The 1,198-nt window shown below is 64.2% G+C and carries 1 protein-coding gene; it reads left to right on the forward strand.

Annotation, left to right across the window (positions count from 1 at the left end; translation table 11 throughout):
- Positions 1-1,198: putative Ig domain-containing protein (locus tag R6X40_RS31535; protein ID WP_318419124.1), on the forward strand; the 1,198-nt coding region annotated here is incomplete at both ends.

Consider the following 1,198-nt stretch of genomic DNA (forward strand, 5'->3'; position numbering starts at 1 on the left):
TGATCGCCAGCGGCAATGTGCTCGCCAATGACACCGATCCTGACGTTGGCGATACCGAGACGGTGTCTGCGGTCAGCTTCGGTGCGACATCAGGTACGCTCGGCACGGCCCTCAACGGTGCCTATGGCAGTCTCGTGCTCAACGCGGCCGGCACCTATAGCTATGCCGTCAACGAGAATAACGCTTCGGTGCAGGCATTGCGCCAGTCGACCAACACCCTGAGCGACGTGTTCAGCTACACCATGCGCGACACGGCAGGTGCCACCGCCACGGCAAGTCTCACGATAACCATCCACGGTGCCAACGACGCGCCGGTTGTTGCTGTGCAGACTGCCACCCAGAACGCCACCGTCGGCACGGCCTATTCCTTCGTGCTGCCGGCCAATACCTTCACCGATCCCGACAGCGGCGACACGCTGACCTTCACGGCATCGGCCGCCGACGGCTCCGCACTTCCGGCCTGGCTGAGCTACAACGCCACGACACAGACCTTTAGCGGCACGCCGACAACAGGCGGCACCTATGGCATCCGGGTGACGGCGACCGACCTTGGTGGTCTGAGCACCAGCGAGACCTACAACATCGCCGTGTCGGTACCGGGCAATACGACACCGACGGCGGTTGCCGATGTCGGCGATGCGACCGAAAAGGGTGGCACGGCCAACGGCTCGGGCGGCGTGATCGCCAGCGGCAATGTGCTCGCCAATGACACCGATCCTGACGCTGGCGATACCGAGACGGTGTCTGCGGTCAGCTTCGGTGCGACATCAGGCACGCTCGGCACGGCCCTCAACGGTGCCTATGGCAGTCTCGTGCTCAATGCGTCGGGTGCCTATAGCTATGCCGTCAACGAGAACAATGCTGCGGTGCAGGCATTGCGCCAGTCGACCAACACCCTGAGCGACGTGTTCAGCTACACCATGCGCGACACGGCAGGTGCCACCGCCACGGCGAACATCACCGTCACCATCCATGGCGCCAACGATGCGCCGGTTGTTGCTGTGCAGACTGCCACCCAGAACGCCACCGTCGGCACGGCCTATTCCTTTGTGCTGCCGGCCAATACCTTCACCGACCCCGACAGCGGCGACACGCTGACCTTCACGGCATCGGCCGCCGACGGCTCCGCACTTCCGGCCTGGCTGAGCTACAACGCCACGACGCGGACCTTTACCGGCACGCCGACAACAGCCGGCAC

Origin of the sequence: Rhizobium sp. PL01 (assembly GCF_033447125.1) — a bacterium.
Classification (GTDB): Bacteria; Pseudomonadota; Alphaproteobacteria; order Rhizobiales; family Rhizobiaceae; genus Pararhizobium.